The organism is Acinetobacter sp. FDAARGOS_558, assembly GCF_003937785.1.
In the GTDB taxonomy this organism is placed as follows: Bacteria; Pseudomonadota; Gammaproteobacteria; order Pseudomonadales; family Moraxellaceae; genus Acinetobacter; species Acinetobacter baumannii.
In genome coordinates, this window is sequence record NZ_RKJH01000001.1 from 127,585 (window position 1) to 148,321 (window position 20,737).

Consider the following 20,737-nt stretch of genomic DNA (forward strand, 5'->3'; position numbering starts at 1 on the left):
TGTGTAGGGTATATAACTGAATTTAAATACCTTTAAATTGAAATTTAATAGGATAAATAATTTAAAAAATTATCGAAAAACTTACGAACGCCACCAATAATTTTCAATATTTGGTTCCTCTAAGTTCAATAATTCACCCATTTGCGGTGTGCTAATCGCTAAATTATTTTGTTGAGCCAAAGCGACGATACGTTCAAAAGGATCGTCCCAAGCATGAAGCGCCAAGTCGAAAGTACCGTTATGGATAGGCAACAAATGACGTCCTTTTAAATCGAGATGTGCTTGTAAAGTTTGCTCTGGTTGCATATGAACATCGGGCCATTCGGGGTCGTAAGCACCAGTTTCTAACATGGTCAGATCGAAAGGACCGTAACGATGTCCAATCTCTTTAAAACCGTCAAAATATCCCGTATCACCGCTAAAAAATACACGTAAGTCGTTATCAATAATCACCCACGACGCCCAAAGCGTCGCATTGCTATCACCCATTCCACGGCCTGAAAAATGATGGGCAGGGGTAGCCACCAGTTCGAGTCCATCTACATGTGTGGTATCCCACCAGTCGAGCTGCTGAACCTTTTCTGCTGGAATTCCCCATTTAATAAGGGTGTCGCCTACACCAAGTGGTGTTAAGAAATGCTCAACTTTATCGTTAAGCTCCATGACCGCATGGTAGTCTAGATGGTCGTAGTGGTTATGCGACAAAATCACGCCTTTAATGGGTGGTAAGTTTGCAATACTAATCGGTGGTTGGTGAAAACGTTTTGGACCAATCCATTGAAAAGGTGAGGCACGCTCCGAAAAAACAGGGTCGGTTAACCAAAACTCATTTTGCAGTTTTAACAAAATGGTTGAGTGGCCCAAACGAAATAGAGACCGGTCAGGCGCACTTAATAATTGTTCTTTTGACAAACTTAAAACAGGAATTGCGGTGTTTGGAACAGTGTCTTTAGGTTTGTTAAATAGAAACTTCCACATGAGTTGAAGCGTTTTGCCAAAAGAAGGCTGGTGTTGGTTTGGACGTGTATTTCTAAATTTGCCATTGTGTTGTTGAGATGGCATTAGGGGAGAAGATAAGTCTGTTGTATTTGAAATAGTCATCTTATTTTTCCTTATTGGAACAAACCTAATGTGCAAATAAGAACTTGAATTAAGTGCTTATTTCGATTCATTTAAATGAGTATTTACTCACTCATTAATTGATTTAAAAATAAGGACGCCGTGCATCCTTACTTTAGTCTATATTGAAACTGCATGCCAAAATGCTTCAAAACCAGATTTGCGGTAACGCTCGGCTTGAGAAGGGTCTTGGGCAATAAAATTGAGGGTAACTTCGGCAAGCGCACCTAAAATTGAAGCAATAAATAACGGCGGGTAATCTCTTAATTTGCCATCGTTAATACATTCTTGAATGTTTTGGGTGAGGTCACAAAAGGTTTGCATACCAATTTGTTTACTTTGCTCAGTAATTTGTTCCGATGTTGAAAGCTGCGCCATCACTTTACGTTTAAGGGGAGCTTCTAAACTCCAGTCCAAATAGCTTTGCCAAATGTGCGACATTTGTGTTTGCAGGTCAGCGTTAGTGGGGTAACTAAGCATCATCACCTGACGTAGTTCAGCCTTTAGTGAAAGATATAATTGGTTAAGCAGTTCTTCTTTATTACTAAAATAGGTAAATAAAGTACCTTCTGCTACGCCAGCAACTTTGGCAATTTTTGAGGTAGACGCACGCTCGCCAAGCTCTGCCAATGTTTCGATAGCAGCGCTTAAAATTGCATTACGTTTATCTTCACTACGAGGACGAGCCATATACAAATAAAATAATTGAGTGATTACTCAATCATAAATAAAAATGGAAATAATGCAAGCTAAATAAAAAGCTCTTAACGAAGGGGTTTCAATAAAAAAATTGACGGTCTTTCTTTATTTTAAATAAAAGTACCTCCTTAAAAGGAGGTACAAAAGATTAAAAATTTAATAATTTAAATTGATACTAAGCCAGCGCTTGAAGCCGATGAAAAAATTCTATTTTTTCAACGTTACCCATGCCTTCTTTTTGAAAGTTTTGGATATGTGGTCCAAAATTATGATGATGTTCCTGATCTTTTTCACTAGCCCAATGTTCATAAAATATAAATAGACTAGGATCATTTTGATCTTGGAATAATTCATAAGTGATACAGCCGCTTTCTTTGCGGGATGGAGCTACCACATCAATAAGATCACTTCTGACCTGATCAATCTTTTCTGGTTTTGCTCGAAGTCCCACTACTAAATAAACAGCACTCATTTTGATGTGTATCCTTTGAATAGGGACAATACAAAACTTTTATTCAGCTTTGTCGTAAGAGAATTGGATACCCGCTGTACCACCAGTCTCAATAAATAATTTCATAAATTGAGGTACAGTTTCTGAGCGTTTCCAATCACGTTGCAGTTCACAGAATAACTGAGCAACACTGATCATTTTGCCGCCAGCTTGTTCAATACGGCGTAGAGCAGCTTCATGCGCTGCAACAGAAGTACCACCTACAGCATCTACCACAACATATACTTCATATCCTTCAGCTAGGGCGTCTAGTGCAGGAAATGTTAAGCAAGCTTCAGTCCAAAGCGCTGTCATAATGAGTTTTCTACGGCCTGTTGCTTTTACGGCTTCTTTAAATTCGGTATCTTCCCAAGAGTTAATACTTGTACGGTCATAGGTAGGGTAATCTTTCAAAACCTTACTCAATTGTGGAATCGGTGGTTTATTTAAACCAGTCTTAACATTTACGGTTGAATGGATAATTGGCAAATTATAAACAATGGCAGCTTTTGCCGTGCCTACAATATTATTAATCAACAGTTGACGATCCATCGAAGCAATTGAGTTTACTTGAACCGGTTGATAATCAATGACAATAAAAGCAGAGTTTTCTGGAGTTAAAAGATGATCTTGTTTTGGGTCACGGATGTTTTCACTAGTCATTTTTTTCACCTTTATTAAATATAATTAAATAATACAAATATTATTTTTGTGCCATAAGTTTGGTCACTTATGAACTATATAATTAAGTGAGAAAGGACGGAACTACACAAAATTAGGCTAAAGAATCCTAAAATTGAAACAGTGGTAATTGCATGAAAACAGATTTAAATGATCTTTATTATTTTGTAAAAGTTGTACAACATGGAGGGTTTGCTTCTGCTAGTCGCGAAATTGATATTCCAAAATCTAAGTTAAGCCGCCGCATTTTATTATTAGAAGAAAGGTTAGGGGTAAGATTAATCAATAGAAATACTCGTCAATTTGATGTAACCGAGTTAGGACGAGAATACTATCATCAATGCCAAAATATGATTTTAGGTGCAGAAGCTGCACAGCAAGTCATTGAAAGAAATCAGGCAGAACCTTGTGGGGTAATAAGAGTCAGTTGCCCGCCTGCATGGTTATATGACCACATTGCAGATATGATTTCAAAATTTATGAGGTTGTATCCCCAAGTTAATATTCATCTTGAAGTAACCAATAAGAATATTGACCTGTTAAATGACGGAATAGATATCGCGTTAAGAATTAGATTTCCGCCCTTGGAAGATTCCGATCAGGTCATGAAGATTTTTGCAAAAAATCCGCAATGTATAGTGGGGCATTGTGAGCTGGTCCAGCAACATGGTATGCCCGAAACCCCATTAGATCTATGTGGTTATCCTTCAATTGGGTTAGGTAACTCGGAACAAAAAAGTATATGGACACTATACAGCCGAGAGAATGGTAAAATCGAAAAAGTTATACATACGCCACGTTTGATTGTGAACGACATGATTGGTGTACGAGATGCGGTATTAAGAGGAGTTGGGATTGCTCAATTACCTTTTGCCCTGATTTATAAAGAAATTGAGCGTGGTGAATTAATTAATTTAATGCCAAATTGGGAATTAAAAAATAGCATTATGCATGCAGTTTACCCCTCGCGAAAAGGACTATTGCCAAGCGTTCGAGCACTATTAGATTTTTTATCGGAGGAGTTCGAAACACTTATTAATGAAAGACCCGGTTTTGAATAATATTCAAGACAAGTGAATTTGTTCTTAATGAGATTTGGTCTTCAACTCAAGATTAAGTCATTTTTGAGATAGTGTGTCTCATTAATATGGATTTTATTCGGTTTTTGATAATTTCATAATAATGAAAGTTTAACTACAGACTAAAGTGCTAAAAACGAAAGCATTAACTTTGAATACGGTGAAAATTATGAATAAACACTTATTACTAAACATTGCTTTTTTAGGTTCGGTCCAGCTTTTTACAATGTCTAATGCATTGGCTGATGTTCCCTTAACTCCAGCGCAATTTGCAAAAGCAAAAACTGAAAATTTTGAAAAAAAGGTTCTTTTATCAAATTTAAATAAACCTCATGCTTTAGTCTGGGGACCGGATAACCAGATTTGGTTGACTGAACTTGTGACAGGCAAAATCTTACGAGTAAATCCGGAAACAGGTGCAGTTAAAACAATATTTCAAGTACCTGGTATTATTAATGATCCGCATGCACAAAACGGCTTATTAGGTTTTGCATTTCATCCTGATTTTAAAAATAACCCATATATTTATATCTCTGGAACTTTTAAAAATCCTCAGGCAACAGACAAGAACTCTCCAAATCAGACAATTATTAGAAGATACACCTATAATAAATCAACAGATACCTTACAAAACCCAGTTGATTTATTAGCAGGGTTACCTTCTTCTAAAGACCATCAGGCTGGTCGTTTAGTGATTGGACCGGACCATAAGATTTATTACACTTTGGGTGACCAAGGCCATAACCAGTTAACGTATTTGTTTGAGCCTAACTATGCCCAAAGTCTTCCAACCCAACAAGAATTAAAGAATAAAGACTTCCATGCCTATTCTGGTAAAGTCCTGCGTTTAAATTTGGATGGTAGTATTCCTCGTGATAACCCAAGTTTTAATGGTGTTACAAGTCATGTTTACACACTAGGTCATCGTAACCCACAAGGTTTGGCATTTGCACCAAATGGTAAGCTTTTACAAGCTGAGCAAGGCCCAAATTCTGACGATGAAATTAATTTGGTTGTTAAGGGCGGGAACTACGGTTGGCCTAATGTGGCAGGCTATAAAGATGACAGTGGTTATGCCTATGCAAACTATTCAGCCGCAACCAATAAATCTCAAATTAAAGACTTAGGACAAAACGGCATAAAAGTAGCAGCGGGTGTTCCAGTAACAAAAGAGTCTGAATGGACTGGTAAAAACTTTATTGCACCTTTGAAGACCTTATTTACCGTTCAGGATACTTATAACTATAACGACCCGATGTGTGGCGATATGACTTATATCTGCTGGCCAACGGTAGCTCCATCTTCGGCTTATGTTTATACGGGCGGTAAAAAAGCAATTCCTGGTTGGGAAAATACTTTGCTTGTTCCATCTTTAAAACGTGGGGTTATTTTCCGTATTAAGATGGATCAGACATATAGCACGACCTATGATGATGCTATTCCGATGTTCAAGAGTAACAATCGCTATCGTGATGTTATTGCAAACCCTGAAGGGAATACTTTATATGTCTTAACTGATCCGGAAGGTAATGTTCAAAAAGATGATGGTTCCGTTACAAACCAGTTGGAAAACCCAGGGGCTTTAATTAAGTTTACCTATAAAGCTAAGTAAAATAATGACAAGAATCTAAAGGTATTCCTTTAGATTCTTTTGTATATCTATATAAGGTTATCGGGCTTTTTAACTAGTTGTAGAGGGTGCCTAATAATATTTAAAAAGTACTTTTTATAAGTTACTAAGAATGAAAGGCGTGCTTTTTTATATAGGAAATTACGTTTAATTTACAGCAAGGAGAGGGTGAGAATTTAAATAAATACAAAAAGATAAATCAAAAGATGAGTAGTATATGAGTTCAGAAGCACATTCAATTAGCTTGATTGCCCCTGTAGTTTTATTGGCGGCCGCGGTAATTGCAGTCCCTATTTTTAAACGTATTGGTTTAGGTTCGGTATTAGGTTATCTCATTGCGGGTCTGATTATTGGCCCTTTCGGTTTTGCATTTTTCCAAGATTCCACCGCAATCTTACATATTGCTGAGTTGGGCATTGTGATGTACCTATTTGTGATTGGTCTCGAAATGCAGCCATCACATTTATGGAGTCTACGACGGGAAATTTTTGGGCTAGGAACACTACAAATCATAAGCTGTGCTGTGGCATTAACAGGCGTAGGTTTGCTATTTGGTTTTACGTGGCAAGTTGCTTTTATCGGCGCAGCAGGGTTTGTATTAACATCGACTGCTATTGTGATGCAACTACTGGGCGATCGTGGTGACTTAACTCAGCCTCGCGGGCAAAAAATTGTAGCCATCTTATTATTTGAAGATTTATTGATAGTGCCATTGCTGGCTATTGTTGCTTTTATGGCACCGAATCATGTGGTCGAAAGCACATCGGTACGTTTAGAAAATATAGGAATTGGTTTATTGGCCATTGCGGGTCTTATTGCAGCAGGGCATTGGTTACTTAATCCATTATTTAGAATCTTGGCTGCCGCTAAAGCAAGAGAAGTGATGACAGCTGCCGCTTTGCTGGTGGTATTGGGTGCGGCATTGCTCATGCAAGTGAGCGGTTTGACTATGGCAATGGGCGCTTTCTTGGCTGGTGTGTTGCTATCTGAATCTACCTTTAGGCATCAAATTGAAGCTGATATTGAACCTTTCCGTGGAATCCTGTTAGGCCTCTTTTTCCTTGGGGTTGGCATGTCACTGGATTTATCAGTGGTTGCTCAAAACTGGCAGCTTATTGTAAGTAGCGTAATTGCTCTCATGTTTGCTAAAGCCATCATGATTTATATGGTCGCGCGATTAACTAAAAGTTCTCATACTGAGGCCTTAGATCGTGCCTTATTGATGGCTCAAGGTGGCGAGTTTGCCTTTGTACTTTTTTCTGCCGCATTAAGTGCACAAGTCATTGATAGTACTATTAAATCAAACCTAACTGCTATTGTTGTACTTTCAATGGTGCTAACCCCAATTGTAGGTATTATTTTTAAGCGTTTTACTCAATCTAAGGCGAATGTTTCATTAGAAAACATCAATATTGCCGAGGGTTTAACTGGTAATGTTCTAATGATCGGTTTCGGGCGATTTGGGCAGGTAACCAGTCAATTATTGTTGGCAAGAGGAGTAGATGTCACCATTATTGATAATAATACCGACATGATCCGAAATGCTGAAAGATTTGGTTTTAAAATCTATTATGGCGATGGTTGCCGTTTAGATATTCTACATGCGTCTGGAGCCGCAACCGCACAAGCAATTGTAGTATGTGTAGATAGTAAAGAAACTACCAATAGAATTGTAGAACTTGTGACTCATGAATTTCCGTTAGCAAAATTATTAGTTCGTTCATATGATCGTGAGCATTCATTACATTTAGTCAAACAAAAAGTAGACTACATGATTCGTGAAACTTTTGAGTCTGCCATTAAATTTGGGGGCGTTATTTTACAAGAGCTAGGTGTAGATGAAGACGAGGTAGAGCGAATTACCGAAGAAATTCGGGATTTGGACAATGAGCGTTTTGAAACTGAAATTGCCGCCGATGATGTATATGCCGGAGCGGGTATGCAATATACGCATGCACATCATCCGAGACCAACAGCACCATTAATTCGGCCAAAACAGGAAGGGCGTATTTTAAATAAAGATGATGCTTCGGATAATGAAAATATGGATGGGTAAACGCTCCAAAATTTTTAGGTGAAAATCTGGAGGTTAAAGAGTTGTTAACGACACTCAGGGCTATAAGGAATCCGGTCGATTCTTTTTTGTAAAATTGACGGATTCACTACGCTTTCATACATTTGTCGGTACGTTAAACGATGATCTTCATTATTATGATAGTTAATAAGTTCGAGTAACTTAAACTTATATTCTTTATGACCAGCGTGGTACATTGCCGCATAATTTCCCCATAATGCATATTGGTACCATAACTGTGCTTTAGGAATTAGGTTTATTTCGTTTAAATAGCTAGACGCAGTTTTTTCATAACATTGCTTTATAAGTGATATATCTTTTTTCATCCGTTTTAAGAAAATACATTGCGTTTCTTGAAGCTTGGAATTATTAGCTTTCGTTAACATTTTTTCTGTAATGGCATATGCTTGTTCAAGACAACCTAGACGAATAAGAATTTTCCTTTTAGTTTTTAAAATGGCTAAATTATCTTCATTAGATGGCATAGTATTTAATAACTTTTTTAATTTTAAATTGATTGATTTTTGATCATGATTGTTAGGTAAGTTATAAATAATATTGTTGTATTCATAAATATATTTATTAGCTGTTAGTTGGTGTTTCGGCATATATTCCTGATTATTTATAGATAATGCAGAATCCTCACTAGTTTTATTGCAAGCAACCAGACCTATACTAAAAAAAGAAAGTGCTAAAAATTTATACATTACAATTTTACCTATTTTATTAGTTAAGAGATTAATTAATAACATTAAAAAACAGGTATCAATATTGTATAATTTTTTACTATATATTCATATAGAATATAGCTGTTTTGATAAAATCAATTTAATATTGTTTTTCTTGTAATTTATTGTTTTTATGCATTGTTTTTATAATTTTAATTATGATTCATAAATAGAAATCTAATATTTTTATATTAATCGCTCACACCCATATAAAATGAGTGAAGCGATTAACTAATAAAAATTATTTCTTATCATCTCTCCAAGCTTTTTGTACCTGACTAGCGATAGCAGGATAATCCATAACAAAACGTATATGAGACTCAACACCTGTTTTTAAGGTTGCATCATCTACAATAAATTCTGGACTATGATTAGGAGCTGCTTTACTCATATCTTGATTTTTAGGAGTCGCTCCGAGTGAAATATAAAGCGAGGGCATAAGCTTGCCATAGTGTGCGAAGTCGTCACTTGCACTTGCATTAGTCTCCATACGATGCAAATTATTTTTACCAACCGTATTTTCTAATGTAGGCAAAATTAATTGAGTTAACATTTTATTGTTATAAGTTACAGGTGCATAAGGCGAGAGTTCAATATCAGCTTTTACATTGTTTGCAAGCGCAGTATGAGTGACCATTTCAGGCAATTGTTGAAGAATATTTTGACGGATATCTTCGTTATTGGTGCGAATAGTACCTTCCATATCAACTTCTTTCGGAATAATGTTGGCCGCAGTTCCGCCGGAAATATGTCCTACCGTTATCACGGCCATACCTTTAGTAAGATCAGAACGGCGACTGATCATCGTTTGAATATTATTAATAATGGCAGCAGATGCCACAATTGGATCTCGTCCAGCCCATGGCATAGAAGCATGGACTTGCTGTCCAGTCAGTTTAATGCGGAATTCATCAGCACTATTAAGCATAGCTTCATCTTTATAGAAAATGCTGCCACTTGGAATACCTGAAACGACATGGATACCAAACATGACTTCAGGTTCTGGCTTTTTAAGTGCGCCGTCTGTAATCATCTTTCTTGAGCCGATTTGGTCACCTTGGCTAAAACCAGCCAAATCAGCAGCTCCTTCTTCAGAAGGTTGGAAAACAAAAACAACAGTGCCCGCGAGTCTATTCTTGTTTTCTGCAAGTATTTTTGCTGCACCTAATAGCATAGCCGTATGTGCGTCATGACCGCATGCATGCATAACAGGTTGTAACTCACCCTGATATTGTGCTTTTACTTTGCTTGCATAGCTCAAATTTGTTTTTTCTTCGATGGGCAAGGCATCCATGTCTGCTCTTAATGCCATAACGGGACCAGGCAGATCGCCTTTTAAGATTCCAATAACACCAGTTTTTGCAAAACCTTTTCGAACTTCGATCCCATAAGACTTCAACTCATTTTGCACTAATTTTGAAGTGTTGAACTCCATGTTCCCAAGTTCTGGATGCTCATGAATATAATGGCGAATTTGAATAGTTTTTAATTCATTTTTAGAAACAGAATCTTTAATCCAATCGGCAAAACTTGTCTGGGTGGTAATGACTAGGGGTGTCACCAACACCAGTTTTTGAAATCCTTTTATCATCTTTTTGAAAGATTTATTAAATAAACAATCCATGTTTTGCCTCAATAGTCAGTTCTTATTTAGAAGAGAACAAACGGACAAAATGCCCGGTTCTCAATATTAAATTTTGTGATAAAGCGTATTTGGCGTTAGGGCTATGTATGGTTTATATGTATAGTCACAACCTAACATGTATATACAACTTTATGCATATAAAAATAGCTTATTTATTAAAAAAAATGCAATATTTATCTAATACTTCTTAATCATTTTTATTAAGTTAAGCTTATAGGCGTATAAGGGGACTTGGCGTATACAACATTTGAAAAAATAGAGGCGGAAGCTTGTACTTATAAAACAGTGTTCAATATTACTTTATATAATGTTTAGATAAAGTACCTAATACAATGAAAAACAATAATTAATTAAATAATTTCTAGCCAATTTCACATTGACAGCTCAAATATTGAAGATTACCATTTGCGGGCTGGCCTACATTGCCAGTCGGTTTTGACGGACCGAGTTTGTAAGACCACATCAGAGCTATTCCTTCTGAGGGATACTCATATGTGCACACCCCGTTCCCTCCCGTAGCGGTAGGACGGGAGTGGGACACCTTCGGGTGTGCTGGAGTCTTACCCAGTCCGTCAACCTGCTTCCGTTCTGCCACCATAATTTATAATGCTTTGGCAGAACTCCCAAAAGAAGGAGTTGGCTATGCACATTCATAAATTATCGGCAGTCACTGTCAAAATCTATCTCGACACAACTTAAAATTTTAAAGCAGTTTGATGAGCCATAGGCTTTTCAGGCTTTAAATCATTACGTCTAAAACTTAGTAACAATAAAACTTGAGATGTGCCAAGCACAGTCTTTACGGCTTTGCTGTGCCTTTTTTTCTCCCAGAAAAGGCACAGGCTTTTTAATCTCTTTTAGAAACAACAAGAATTTATAACGGTAAAACTATGCGAAATTTAAAAACTTCTTCCAAAAAATTACAGGTTATTCATACTGCCATACGCCTATTTGTTACTTACGGTTTTCACACGACGGGCGTAGACCTAATTATTAAAGAAGCCAAAATAACCAAGGCGACTTTTTATAATTACTTTCACTCAAAAGAACGGTTAATTGAAATGTGCATTGCTTTTCAAAAAAGCCTGCTGAAAGAAGAAGTACTTGCCATTATTTACTCAAACCGTTATCGCACTTCAAAGGACAAACTCAAAGAAATTATAAACTTACATGTTAACTTTAATAGCCTGTATTACCTTTTGCTTAAAGCCTTTTTCGAAATTAAACATATGTATGCGAGCGCTTACCGTATGGCGGTTGAGTATAGGAAATGGCTACTTCATGAGATTTTTGACCTTATTTTTAGTTTAGAAACCCATGCATTAAAACCCGATGCCAATTTGGTTTTAAACCTAATTGATGGCTTGATGTTCCAGATTTTAAGCTCAAAGAGTTTGGAAGAAAGGGATATGGTGGTGGAGGGGTTTTTTGGCAGGTTGGGCCGTTAATAGTTTTTATTATCACGTCTGCTATTAAATAAGTTAAAGCTGAGAATTAATTATTTCATATAATAAAATTTTAAATTATTATATTTAAAAGTATTTTATACCATTCAATAAAAAAGAGTAAATTTGATGACACTTAATAAAACTATTTTTCTTTTTCTACTTTCAGCTCTTATAGTGGGCTGTGGTGGTGGAGGAAGTAGCGATACTGTTGCCACAACAAAAGATGAAATTCTTAATACAGAGTTTGATAATACTACTTCTTACAAATGGGGATCTATTCAATTTGATACAACATTTGTTGAGATTACAAAGAATTCAAGAAATGGAAATATTTGGTATGCTGATTATCCTAAGTTAGATAAAGGTACAGAACCAGATATAGGACGCTTAATGTTAAGTACAGATGGCCTTTATAGACCAGATGAGACGAAGTATCTATTGGGTTATAGACGTTATATTTTGAGATCGACTTCGCAAGATGGAACGACACTTAGAAAAACCCCTTATAACAAAGATGGTCTAAAAAATATTGTTATAGAGGAGAAAGGGCGCTGGATTGATTTAAAAAATGTCAGGATAAGTGACAGAACCGCTGTATATTGGAATCTTCTTGCAGAGAAAATTCCTACAAGTGTATTTTTTCATCCAAAACTTATTGGTGATCAGTTTAAAGATTTTTTAGCTTTAACCAAGAAAAATACATTTCCAGCAGGAGCGAAATGTTTTCAGGTTGAAAGAACAAGTTATTCAGTACCTTATTATGTAATTACAAATACGGACAGCTTGGCTTTTATTAATGGTGTTAGTGTTAATAACCTTTCAAATTATATTTCTTTAGCTGGAAGTAATGCCGTTACTGGAAAATGGGGCAATGTACAGTGGGCTTATTTAAATACCGAGGCAAATGATCCAAAGTATTATACGATTTCAGTTTATATGAATATAGACAATAAATTAGCTTCAGGTTATTGGCAAAAGAATCCTAACACTTCAATTGATAGTATTGTTGCAGGTTATGAAAGATCACTTGATTCATTTAATAATTATGAGGATGTAATTTCTTTCCAAAGCGCAATTGAAGAAGCAAAGAATGAATGTACTTACTATAATTCAGTTGCTTCTCAAAAAATTGAATCATTGATTAATCAGAGCTTAGTGAATTAATTTTCAGATTATTTCATTTCTAAAATTGATAATTTAATTTGAATCGAGTCTAGTCTTTTTAGGATTAGACTCATCGTTATTCTTGAGTAGAAAACTCATGAGGATAAAGCTTACTTGAAAGAGTAAAGATTTTTACAGTATTGAAATTATATTATCATTTTTAAACTTTATTTTTGCTTAATTATTTTTGAAGATCAGTTAAATGAAAAAGATTAAATTAATAAGTATTCTGGGCATAGTTGCATTCATGTTGTCAGGTTGTCTGCAAATGTTTCCACCTACCGTAGCCGAGATAAATCCTGGAATTTATCAACTTCATGCTCAAAGCAATGCATTTGGTTCAAGGGATGCTTTACGATCAAAGCTCATCACTAAGGCGGAAGAAGTATGTAAGAATAAAGGCTTTGATGAGTTAGATAGTAATAACAAAATTGTAAACCATCATACTGCCTATAATTCAGGAATGATTATTCCGGTGAGTACAAAAGCAGCGATTTTGAAAGTTAAGTGTAAAGACTAACTTAAATAGAAGGGGAATATTCTTTGTAGAAAGGATGAACTTACAAATAAACTATTTTCTGTTATGTTATTTATAGAATCCACAGTTAATATGATTCGAATTAATATAAAGATATTTTCATTCTGAAGCTTAAAAGCTCACAAAGATGTGGGCTTTTTTATTACACATTGCTTAAAAAATATACAGAAACCTCTTTAAAACGAGTTAGAACGCTACAAACTCGAATGATACTTTAAACTCCACTCTTCCCAATAAGTGAGGTGAGCTATGAAATTGTTAGCTTTGGTTAGCATGGGAGTTGCAGCGAGTTATTGGTATAAAACTATAAAAAATAGCAAGCCAACTCTACTAAAACCAAATTTCGATGAAATAGTAAAAAACTTTGTGTTAGCAGAATTTAAAGCCTAATGCATTTATAATCTTAATTAAATAAAAAGCTCATCGGAAGATGGGCTTTTTTTGGAATAGTATTTATTAAGACTAGAGCTTTTGATTTATAATTTAAATCTAAAGAATTTTTACGTCCAATAAAAATGAAATTATCTTCGATTATCCTTATCTTGTTTTGTTCAAGCTCTACTTGCTTCTTATATGCTGAAAAATTAGGAAAAGAGAAAATCGAAGCTTATGTAAAAATGATAGAAAATTATCGAACTGGTGAACAAAACTTACAAAATTATTTAAGCGGAATTCATTACTGACTTAACCGAAAAACAGGTTCTTTCGATTACTAATGCGAGAGTTTACCGAAGTGCTTATGTTGGGGAGCCAGTTACAGAAGAATTTCGCCCAGACAGAGTCACTATAGTTATCGATCCAAAAAACAAAACGCATAATAGCTAGTATGTGCGGCTAACTTAAAAATAAACAAAATGAACGGTTCATAAGATTTTGTTTTATGAATTGTAATTTTTTAATTTTCTCTTATAAATATTATATTTAATGAAGGTGTTTTGAAAAAATACTTATGGATAAGTAGTTCACGCTTATATATTGATTCATTTTTAAATAAACAATATATCGTTATATTTAAATCTTATTTTTTTGACCAGAAGGTAAAAAATGAAAAAAAGATTAGCGTTAACAATTTTAATTTCATCATCTTGTACATTTGCTGCATCAAATGAAGGAATTGAGCAGGACGTCCGTAGTTATTCTTTATTGCATGGGGTTAGCACAGCAGAAGCAAACAAAGCATTATTTTTAGAAGCTAACCGAGACTCTGCATTAGATGCTATTGAAGAAGAATTTAAAGGACGTATCGCTGGTATTTATATTGAAAACTTGCCTACATATAAAATTGTGGTCAGAGTCAAAGGTTATGGCCAGAATGAAAAGCGAAATATAGTAGTAGGAAAAGCAATTTCTAAAGATGATCTGCCTATTGATATTCAATACGGGGCTAAAGAAACTAGAGAAGAGGCTAGAGTTCAGATAAATAAAGTACTAAAGCTTGTAAAAAATTATTTTAAAAACATTCAAACTGTTAGCTACAATGAAAAAAATGGGAATATAGTTGTTGAAGTTAAAGGAAAAAGTACTGTTGAAAATTTAAAGAAGGTTGATCAAGTACAATCTCTTTGGAAAAATCCAAATCTACCAATTGAAATTAAATTTGTTAGTTGGTCTATTAAACCATTATAGTTTGTATAATTGATTCTTCTAAGTAACCATAAAATAACATGTTTATAGAATTTAAAGATTTGAAGAAAAAGCGAAACATCGCTTTATTAATTGTAATTTTTCTTATTTTTGGTGGGGCATATTTCATTATTAACAATAAGAGAAATATTCAAAAAGTTGAATTAGTAATATATACCGATAAAACGATAAGCGAGAAATTTGGAGAAATTAAAAGTTATAGTATTCGTAGTTTTGGATCGGACCATTATTCTAGCCCTAAGCGACCAGCTTACTCTTATAAGGTTGATATAACTGGTGAAAAAGCTGATGGAATAGTTGAAATTGATATGAGAAAAGATCAAGGACAGCTTAAATATCTATATACGATTAAAATTACGGATGTAAGCCCGCATAGTTTTCGTATAAGAATAGGAAAACATTGATACATCTTAGTCTTTAAGATTTGTTATAAATCAAAAAGAGACCATTAATGGTCTCTTTTGATTAAATCTTTTATTTCTAAAACCTAAACTGCTTTTTGAACCTTTTGCGCTTTTGGCAATGTCGGTTTTCTTCCTAAATACAACGCAATCATGGCACCCGTAAATGTAAGCATACATAACGGTAAAAGAGAAATAGGGAAGCTACCCGAATAATCTTTTACAATACCCATAATAGAGTTCATAAGCCCAGTACCGATATGCGCAATGGTGTTCACTGCTGCAATACCTACAGCCACTAAAGTAGGCGGTAAGCGCTCAGAAACCAACGCCCAGAAAGGACCTTTAATAGCATAGTTACCCATCAAAACAAGTGAGAATAAAAGTAAGCTCAAGGTTAAAGATGAAGTAAAAATAGTAAGGAGCAAACCAAAACTGGTTACAAATAATGGAATGGCTGTGTTGAGACTCTTATTGCCACTTTTATCGGCATGTACGCCCCAAACAATCATGAAAGCGGCAGCTAAACCAAACGGAATCATATTTAAAAGTCCCGTCTGCATGGCAGTTAAATGGAAGGCTTTTAAAATCTGAGGCATCCATAACGATAAAATATTGCTGGTTGCTGAACTTCCTGCATAAATAATTGCAAAGAACCATAAATATTTATTGGTAATCAGCAACTTGAACTTACTCTTTTTCTGTTCGGCACTGTTTTGTTTTTCAGAGTTCAACAATTGATTTTTTTCAAAAGTTAAAGTGCTTGATAACCAGTCCTTTTCTTCTTGATTTAACCATTTCACATTGTTCGCGGTATTCGGCAGCCATACAAGGCATAACAAACCAAGAAGGATTGCAGGTAATGCTTCAAGTATTAAAAGCACTTGCCATCCACTTAAACCCAGTAAACCATGTAAGCCCAACAGTAAGGCAGATAATGGTGAACCAATAAAGTTAGATAAAGGAATGGCAACCATAAATACGGCAACAATTCGAGCCATATATCGTTTAGGGAACCATAGTGTTAAATATAGTAATACGCCTGGGAAAAATCCGGCTTCGGCAGCACCAAGTAAAAAGCGTGAAATTGCATATGAAATTGGGCCGGTAATGAAGGCGGTACAGCAACCCACAATTCCCCAAGTAATCATAATTCTGGCAATCCAGATACGTGCACCTAGCTTTTCCATTGCCATGTTACTTGGAATTTCAAATATGACATATGCAATAAAAAATAATGTTGCACCGAAACCAAAGGCAGTAGCAGTTAAACCAATTTCTTGGTTCATGGTTAAAGCGGCGAAACCAATATTCACTCGATCAATATATGCGATGAAATAACAAAGAATGAGGAAAGGAAGAATACGAAAAGAAAGTTTACGGATCGTTGTCTTTTCTACTTCCGATATAGATATATCATTTTTCATACATACTCCTTATGTACGTGAGAAACCAAACAGCTCGGTAGGGTTCTGATTTAAAATTAAACATTGCTCGTGTTTATCAAACACAATCTGTTTAAAAGCTTTAATCGCATCTTCATAAGTTATTAAGGATTCATGTTGGGTATGTGGCCAATCACTTCCCCAAATGAGTTTGTGTAAAAAGCCTTTTTCTTTAAAAATGTTATAGGCCTGTTGTGCCGTATTTATGTTGTTTGGAGTAGTGCCCAAACGGTAGAAACCGGACACTTTAATCCAGTGCTGTTTTACGTTAAGTAAGTTTAAAAACTTCTGATAATCCGGATCTTCAATCCCCTTAACAGGGTCAACTCGGCCAAAATGGTCAATTACGACATCAAAGCTGTATTCATTTAATTGTGGTAAAAGCTGAACCAGATATTTAGGCGGTGCGTGTAATTCAACTTGCCAGTTGAGGCTTTCTACATTTCGTAAAAATTTTTGCCAGTCAGGCGTATTTAGCGCAGGAAGGTTAAGACCGAATAGATTTAAACGAACACCAACGATGCCTTGTGCCTTGAGATTCACTAGCTCATCAAAAGTCGTCGTATGTTGAACAACGGCGATCCCTTTTAAACGGTCAGGGTATTGCTGAATTGCGTTTAACATCGCTTGGTTATTGGTACCCAAAAAGCTGGGTTGAACCAAAACACCATGCGTGAAATTGTGTTCATCAAGATGAGAGATAAAACTTTGTACAGTTGCCTCATAATCAGGAGCATAACGTGCTGTTTCGATACTGTGGTCCTGAGTCGAAAAAACATGTGCATGTGTATCTATAAAGTTCATTTTCATCTCACATTACAAATTTTAAAGCGAAAATAGCGATTAAAGCGGCAATGACTCCTACAGGAATTGCTTTAAATAACAGTTGATTAAAGAATTTGGTTTTGTCGATGTCTGCTGGTGCTGAAGCCATAATGAGGCTACCGCCAGACGAGAAAGGAGAAATCGCTGTAGACTGAGCGCCAACCACAATACAAATGAACAGCACTAGTGGGTTTAGGCCAGAGGTAAGTGCAAGCGCAGGAACAATTGGAAATAAGGTAGGAGCAACCACGCCTAGAGTGCTTGAAAATACAGACATAATGGCACTGATCAGACATAACAATACTGGAATGACCCACACAGGAACATTGTTTGCTAACCATTCAGATAGGGTAGTAATAATGCCAAGTTTCACACCTAATGCGATGAGCATACCAACACCGCAAATCATGATCAGTGTTCCCCAAGGTACAAGTGCAATGACCTTTTTCTCATCGGCAAGTTTCATAAGTAAACTAATGAGCGAGAAGGTAATGGCAAGGAAGGCAATATCAATTTTGGAGTTTAAAAAGCTAATCGTTTTTACATCGGGAAAAACAAGATGCAAGATTGGAAAAACTAAAACAATCGACATCATTAAAATAATAAGGAAAATAGATTGTTTCTGTTTTTTGTCGAATGGCTCAGGCTTTTGATCTTCAATTACAATTGAATTACTTTTTCTATTCCACAGGGTGTAAATTCCCAGCACCGCAATTGGAATAATTAAAGTTAAGATAAAAATGCCACTGCTATATGAAAAAGCTGTTTGTGAGCTAATGCCAGTATTTTCCATTAAGCTTCGGAAAATAATGCCACTTTGCGATGTCATAAAATTTGCGCCAGCTAAAGCGCCGTAATTTGCAGCCATCCCACCAATAATCATATTCATATTGGTTTTTTTACACAGCAGCAGTGTAATGGGTGCCATAAAGGCAAGTACTGTATAAAAACCAGCACCTAGGCCAGCAATAATGGTTGCTGCGAAAAAAATCGCTAAAGGTAAAAACTGAGGAAACTTACGGCATTTATATAGAAGATGGCTGGCAAGCTTCTCTAGTGCGCCATTTGCCAAAGCAAAGTTATAAAACAGAGTGACAGATAAAATAATAAAGAAAATTTTGACAGGCCATAATTCAATAACTTCGGAAGGTTTAAGACCCATGCCAAAGCAACCAATCAGGTAGGCAAACGCTATCGTAAAAAATCCGATATTAATTTTCGTTTTATAACCTAAACCTATCGATACGGCTAAAGCCATCAGCATCAATGCAGTCATATTATCTTCCTTGATAAATATATAAACATCTAAACATATATATGTTTGGTTTTTTGTATTACACAGAACTATGCTAATATTGTCAAATCGATTTCATAATGTTTAACGCAAATGCTTGATGAGACTGCATTTAAAAATTTTAAATTGCCAAGATATGAAAAGGTCCGTTGGGAACTTCAAAAACTACTGATCCAGTCAAAATGGACAGTTGAAGAGCCTATTCCAAGTGAACAAGAGCTTGCGCAAATGTATAGCGTATCGGTAGGAACTGTTAGAAAGGCGGTTGAAGGGCTGGTTGAAGATGGCTTATTAGTTAAACAGCAAGGAAAAGGAACTTTCCTCAAACAACCTAATTTTGAAAATTCGCTTATTCGTTTTTTTAGATTACGTAATAAAAAAGGCGAGTTCATTCAGCCACAAGGACAAATCAAAAAAGTTGAAGTGTGTGATGCAATACCGGAAGTAAACGCCGAGTTAGGGCTTGGGCACACTGACAAGTTGCTTTATATCGAGCGTGTCCGTAAGCATGAAGATGTCGTTGTATTAAGTGAGAGAATCTGGCTACCTGAACGCTTATTTAAAAATCTTGAAGAAATTCCAATCGCTGAGTTTGGTAACTTACTTTATCCTTTTTATTATCAGCATTGCGGTCAATTTGTTTCTTCTGCAACAGAACGGTTAACTTTTGAGAAAAATATCAAAGATAGCTATTTAAATAATCACCTTGAAGACCCTTTAGTGAAGGTATGCCGTATTGCAAAAAATCTTGAAGGTGTAGCGGTCGAATACCGTGAGTCTTATGGTTTGGCCGATAATTTTCATTATGAAATAACAATTAATTAATTCTTTATGCAGCTTAATAAAGATTTCCTTATTGAGCTGCAGAGCTGGTTCACTATCTTTTATAGTTAAGCATTTCTTGTAGGAAGTGAGTCATTACCCCATAAATCGAGCATCGGCTATTCCTTGAATGCCTAGCCCATAAATGGCAAAAACACTGCCTCGCAATTGGTTGTCATCAGGGAACCTCGGAAGAGGCGGTTGTGACATAGATGTAACAAACAAGACATCAAGATTTTTTCCGCCAAAAACTGCACTGGTAATTTTTTTTACAGGCATTTCAATAATACGATCGATTTTTCCATCAGGTCGATAACGTACTAACTGACCCGAATATACTTTTGCATTCCATAAATAACCTTCACGATCTACTGTCGAGCCGTCTGCTGAACCACCGTCTGATGTATCTATCTTACAAAAAATGGTTTTATTTGAGATTTGGCCTGTTTCAAGATCATAATCATAAGACCAGATTTCACCTTGCCATGTGTCTGCAAAATAGAGCTTAGTACCATCAGGACTCCAGCAAATACTATTTGAAGTATTAATATTATTTTCTAATTTTTCTATTTTATAATCTGCATCTAATCGATAAAGAGATGCGGTATTTCCATCTTCGAGGCGATTCATAGAGCCAAAAACGAATCGACCTTGCCGATCAACACGACCATCATTTAATCTATTTTGGGGTAGGTCTGGTTCAGGGTTACAAATAAATTTTAAATTGCCTGTTTCAAAGTCGAGTTGATATAACCCGTCTTCGAGCGCAACAATTGCGCCGTTATAATTTTCTTGTAAAGCAAAAGAACCTATTTTTTTATGAACTTCCCACGCCCGTATATTCCCACCGAATTCATCACAACAGAATAATCGTCCATCAACAATATCTACCCAAAATAGGCGTTGGCGAACAGCATCCCAAGTTGGGCATTCTCCAAGTTTTGTTTTTACATCTACCAATACTTTAATTTCCATAATTCCTTTTTTAGTCCTTTTATTCAGTCATTCATC

At 35.7% G+C, this 20,737-nt stretch carries 20 protein-coding genes; 10 read left to right on the forward strand and 10 right to left on the reverse strand.

The genetic code is table 11. The features are described 5' to 3' along the window. Window positions 1–81: 81 nt before the first annotated feature. The 4 genes from EGT34_RS00615 to EGT34_RS00630 all read right to left on the reverse strand — a co-directional run bounded on the left by EGT34_RS00615 (window position 82) and on the right by EGT34_RS00630 (window position 2,971). Entirely contained in the window at window positions 82–1,101 is a 1,020-nt protein-coding gene (locus tag EGT34_RS00615; protein WP_005138975.1) for an MBL fold metallo-hydrolase, read from the reverse strand. A 138-nt stretch (window positions 1,102–1,239) separates the two neighbouring features. Then, a complete protein-coding gene (locus tag EGT34_RS00620) occupies window positions 1,240–1,809 on the reverse strand; it encodes a TetR/AcrR family transcriptional regulator (RefSeq protein WP_000113715.1) in 570 nt (189 codons plus the stop codon). 184 nt (window positions 1,810–1,993) lie between these two features. Continuing rightward, on the reverse strand, window positions 1,994–2,290 hold the full coding sequence (locus tag EGT34_RS00625) for a putative quinol monooxygenase (RefSeq protein WP_024437362.1): 297 nt from the start codon (window positions 2,288–2,290) through the stop codon (window positions 1,994–1,996). A gap of 39 nt (window positions 2,291–2,329) precedes the next feature. Further along, complete coding sequence (locus tag EGT34_RS00630; protein WP_000200064.1) at window positions 2,330–2,971, reverse strand: hydrolase; 642 nt, start codon at window positions 2,969–2,971, stop codon at window positions 2,330–2,332. Window positions 2,972–3,123: 152 nt separating this feature from the next. On the opposite strand from EGT34_RS00630, the gene EGT34_RS00635 reads away from it, so the two are divergent. The 3 genes from EGT34_RS00635 to EGT34_RS00645 all read left to right on the forward strand — a co-directional run bounded on the left by EGT34_RS00635 (window position 3,124) and on the right by EGT34_RS00645 (window position 7,754). Further along, on the forward strand, window positions 3,124–4,050 hold the full coding sequence (locus EGT34_RS00635) for a LysR substrate-binding domain-containing protein (protein WP_000845355.1): 927 nt from the start codon (window positions 3,124–3,126) through the stop codon (window positions 4,048–4,050). Between the two features lie 187 nt (window positions 4,051–4,237). Then, entirely contained in the window at window positions 4,238–5,680 is a 1,443-nt protein-coding gene (locus EGT34_RS00640) for a glucose/sorbosone family PQQ-dependent dehydrogenase (RefSeq protein ID WP_024437363.1), read from the forward strand. Window positions 5,681–5,915: 235 nt separating this feature from the next. Then, window positions 5,916–7,754 (forward strand): monovalent cation:proton antiporter-2 (CPA2) family protein, encoded by a 1,839-nt coding sequence (locus EGT34_RS00645; protein ID WP_000093488.1) that lies wholly within the window; start codon window positions 5,916–5,918, stop codon window positions 7,752–7,754. Between the two features lie 44 nt (window positions 7,755–7,798). Here EGT34_RS00645 and EGT34_RS00650 read toward each other — a convergent pair whose 3' ends face one another. Both EGT34_RS00650 and EGT34_RS00655 read right to left on the reverse strand, forming a co-directional pair. Beyond that, on the reverse strand, window positions 7,799–8,479 hold the full coding sequence (locus EGT34_RS00650; protein WP_024437364.1) for a hypothetical protein: 681 nt from the start codon (window positions 8,477–8,479) through the stop codon (window positions 7,799–7,801). 262 nt (window positions 8,480–8,741) lie between these two features. Then, window positions 8,742–10,124: an amidohydrolase gene (locus EGT34_RS00655; RefSeq protein WP_024437461.1), complete on the reverse strand. Its 1,383-nt coding sequence runs from the start codon at window positions 10,122–10,124 to the stop codon at window positions 8,742–8,744. 911 nt (window positions 10,125–11,035) lie between these two features. On the opposite strand from EGT34_RS00655, the gene EGT34_RS00670 reads away from it, so the two are divergent. The 6 genes from EGT34_RS00670 (at window position 11,036) to EGT34_RS00695 (ending at window position 15,343) form a co-directional block, all read left to right on the forward strand. Further along, complete coding sequence (locus EGT34_RS00670) at window positions 11,036–11,593, forward strand: TetR/AcrR family transcriptional regulator (RefSeq protein ID WP_024437460.1); 558 nt, start codon at window positions 11,036–11,038, stop codon at window positions 11,591–11,593. A gap of 126 nt (window positions 11,594–11,719) precedes the next feature. Further along, entirely contained in the window at window positions 11,720–12,757 is a 1,038-nt protein-coding gene (locus EGT34_RS00675; RefSeq protein WP_024437459.1) for a hypothetical protein, read from the forward strand. Between the two features lie 202 nt (window positions 12,758–12,959). Beyond that, on the forward strand, window positions 12,960–13,277 hold the full coding sequence (locus EGT34_RS00680) for a hypothetical protein (RefSeq protein ID WP_000721410.1): 318 nt from the start codon (window positions 12,960–12,962) through the stop codon (window positions 13,275–13,277). A gap of 267 nt (window positions 13,278–13,544) precedes the next feature. Beyond that, a complete protein-coding gene (locus EGT34_RS00685; protein ID WP_000770269.1) occupies window positions 13,545–13,685 on the forward strand; it encodes a hypothetical protein in 141 nt (46 codons plus the stop codon). A 654-nt stretch (window positions 13,686–14,339) separates the two neighbouring features. Next, complete coding sequence (locus EGT34_RS00690) at window positions 14,340–14,921, forward strand: hypothetical protein (RefSeq protein WP_000746496.1); 582 nt, start codon at window positions 14,340–14,342, stop codon at window positions 14,919–14,921. A gap of 38 nt (window positions 14,922–14,959) precedes the next feature. Then, a complete protein-coding gene (locus EGT34_RS00695) occupies window positions 14,960–15,343 on the forward strand; it encodes a hypothetical protein (RefSeq protein ID WP_000469446.1) in 384 nt (127 codons plus the stop codon). An 83-nt stretch (window positions 15,344–15,426) separates the two neighbouring features. On the opposite strand, the gene EGT34_RS00700 is transcribed toward EGT34_RS00695, so the two are convergent. The 3 genes from EGT34_RS00700 to EGT34_RS00710 are packed head-to-tail and all read right to left on the reverse strand — an operon-like array spanning window position 15,427 to window position 18,886. Further along, complete coding sequence (locus EGT34_RS00700; RefSeq protein ID WP_024437458.1) at window positions 15,427–16,767, reverse strand: MFS transporter; 1,341 nt, start codon at window positions 16,765–16,767, stop codon at window positions 15,427–15,429. A gap of 9 nt (window positions 16,768–16,776) precedes the next feature. Continuing rightward, on the reverse strand, window positions 16,777–17,589 hold the full coding sequence (locus EGT34_RS00705) for an amidohydrolase family protein (RefSeq protein WP_024437457.1): 813 nt from the start codon (window positions 17,587–17,589) through the stop codon (window positions 16,777–16,779). A gap of 7 nt (window positions 17,590–17,596) precedes the next feature. Continuing rightward, window positions 17,597–18,886 (reverse strand): SLC13 family permease, encoded by a 1,290-nt coding sequence (locus EGT34_RS00710; RefSeq protein WP_000126038.1) that lies wholly within the window; start codon window positions 18,884–18,886, stop codon window positions 17,597–17,599. A gap of 111 nt (window positions 18,887–18,997) precedes the next feature. Between EGT34_RS00710 and EGT34_RS00715 the strand changes: the two genes are divergently transcribed. Beyond that, on the forward strand, window positions 18,998–19,729 hold the full coding sequence (locus EGT34_RS00715) for a GntR family transcriptional regulator (RefSeq protein WP_000883494.1): 732 nt from the start codon (window positions 18,998–19,000) through the stop codon (window positions 19,727–19,729). Between the two features lie 93 nt (window positions 19,730–19,822). Here EGT34_RS00715 and EGT34_RS00720 read toward each other — a convergent pair whose 3' ends face one another. Continuing rightward, window positions 19,823–20,701 carry an SMP-30/gluconolactonase/LRE family protein gene (locus EGT34_RS00720; protein ID WP_005128604.1) on the reverse strand — a complete coding sequence of 293 codons (879 nt, stop codon included), beginning with the start codon at window positions 20,699–20,701 and terminating at the stop codon, window positions 19,823–19,825. Window positions 20,702–20,737: the final 36 nt, after the last annotated feature.

Excerpts from the sequence above, each read along its gene's own strand:
- EGT34_RS00650 (WP_024437364.1), bottom strand. The coding sequence starts at position 8,479 with ATGTATAAATTTTTAGCACTTTCTTTTTTTAGTATAGGTCTGGTTGCT.
- EGT34_RS00710 (WP_000126038.1), bottom strand. The coding sequence starts at position 18,886 with ATGACTGCATTGATGCTGATGGCTTTAGCCGTATCGATAGGTTTAGGT.
- EGT34_RS00620 (WP_000113715.1), bottom strand. The coding sequence starts at position 1,809 with ATGGCTCGTCCTCGTAGTGAAGATAAACGTAATGCAATTTTAAGCGCT.
- EGT34_RS00690 (WP_000746496.1), top strand. The coding sequence starts at position 14,340 with ATGAAAAAAAGATTAGCGTTAACAATTTTAATTTCATCATCTTGTACA.
- EGT34_RS00645 (WP_000093488.1), top strand. The coding sequence starts at position 5,916 with ATGAGTTCAGAAGCACATTCAATTAGCTTGATTGCCCCTGTAGTTTTA.
- EGT34_RS00685 (WP_000770269.1), top strand. The coding sequence starts at position 13,545 with ATGAAATTGTTAGCTTTGGTTAGCATGGGAGTTGCAGCGAGTTATTGG.
- EGT34_RS00615 (WP_005138975.1), bottom strand. The coding sequence starts at position 1,101 with ATGACTATTTCAAATACAACAGACTTATCTTCTCCCCTAATGCCATCT.
- EGT34_RS00655 (WP_024437461.1), bottom strand. The coding sequence starts at position 10,124 with ATGGATTGTTTATTTAATAAATCTTTCAAAAAGATGATAAAAGGATTT.
- EGT34_RS00630 (WP_000200064.1), bottom strand. The coding sequence starts at position 2,971 with ATGACTAGTGAAAACATCCGTGACCCAAAACAAGATCATCTTTTAACT.
- EGT34_RS00670 (WP_024437460.1), top strand. The coding sequence starts at position 11,036 with ATGCGAAATTTAAAAACTTCTTCCAAAAAATTACAGGTTATTCATACT.
- EGT34_RS00700 (WP_024437458.1), bottom strand. The coding sequence starts at position 16,767 with ATGAAAAATGATATATCTATATCGGAAGTAGAAAAGACAACGATCCGT.
- EGT34_RS00695 (WP_000469446.1), top strand. The coding sequence starts at position 14,960 with ATGTTTATAGAATTTAAAGATTTGAAGAAAAAGCGAAACATCGCTTTA.
- EGT34_RS00635 (WP_000845355.1), top strand. The coding sequence starts at position 3,124 with ATGAAAACAGATTTAAATGATCTTTATTATTTTGTAAAAGTTGTACAA.
- EGT34_RS00675 (WP_024437459.1), top strand. The coding sequence starts at position 11,720 with ATGACACTTAATAAAACTATTTTTCTTTTTCTACTTTCAGCTCTTATA.
- EGT34_RS00680 (WP_000721410.1), top strand. The coding sequence starts at position 12,960 with ATGAAAAAGATTAAATTAATAAGTATTCTGGGCATAGTTGCATTCATG.
- EGT34_RS00720 (WP_005128604.1), bottom strand. The coding sequence starts at position 20,701 with ATGGAAATTAAAGTATTGGTAGATGTAAAAACAAAACTTGGAGAATGC.
- EGT34_RS00705 (WP_024437457.1), bottom strand. The coding sequence starts at position 17,589 with ATGAACTTTATAGATACACATGCACATGTTTTTTCGACTCAGGACCAC.
- EGT34_RS00640 (WP_024437363.1), top strand. The coding sequence starts at position 4,238 with ATGAATAAACACTTATTACTAAACATTGCTTTTTTAGGTTCGGTCCAG.
- EGT34_RS00625 (WP_024437362.1), bottom strand. The coding sequence starts at position 2,290 with ATGAGTGCTGTTTATTTAGTAGTGGGACTTCGAGCAAAACCAGAAAAG.
- EGT34_RS00715 (WP_000883494.1), top strand. The coding sequence starts at position 18,998 with ATGCTTGATGAGACTGCATTTAAAAATTTTAAATTGCCAAGATATGAA.